Here is a 418-nt window from a genome sequence, read left to right as displayed (position 1 = left end):
CCACCGCCGTCATCCCGGCGCAGGCCGGGATCCAGTGGCGTTTGTTGCGCCTCACGGGCCGTTGAACGACGCTGGATCCTGACTTTCGTCAGGATGACGGAGAAGGGGGATGCGGTGGCTGTCTCCCCACCCGCCGCCGTCATCCCGGCGCAGGCCGGGATCCAGTGGTGTTTGTCGCGCCTCGCAGGCTGTTGAACGACGCTGGATCCTGACTTTCGTCAGGATGACGGAGAGAAGCGGATGCGGCGGCTGTCTCTCCATCCACCGCCGTCATCCCGGCGCAGGCCGGGATCCAGTGACGTTTGTTGCGCCTCACGGGCCGTTGAACGACGCTGGATCCTGACTTTCGTCAGGATGACGGAGAAGGGGGATGCGGTGGCTGTCTCCCCACCCGCCGCCGTCATCCCGGCGCAGGCCG

The 418-nt window shown here is 66.7% G+C and carries 1 protein-coding gene; it reads right to left on the bottom strand.

All coding sequences use genetic code 11. The features are described from left to right. Nucleotides 1–218: 218 nt before the first annotated feature. Nucleotides 219–418, bottom strand: a 200-nt coding sequence (locus tag CEJ42_RS25180) for a hypothetical protein (protein ID WP_207760479.1), incomplete at its 5' end; no start/stop codon positions are given.

The organism is Herbaspirillum robiniae, assembly GCF_002213415.1.
GTDB classification, from domain to species: domain Bacteria; phylum Pseudomonadota; class Gammaproteobacteria; order Burkholderiales; family Burkholderiaceae_D; genus Herbaspirillum; species Herbaspirillum robiniae.
The sequence above is the reverse complement of the archived record's forward strand: the minus strand, read 5'-3'. Positions and strand labels throughout refer to the sequence as shown.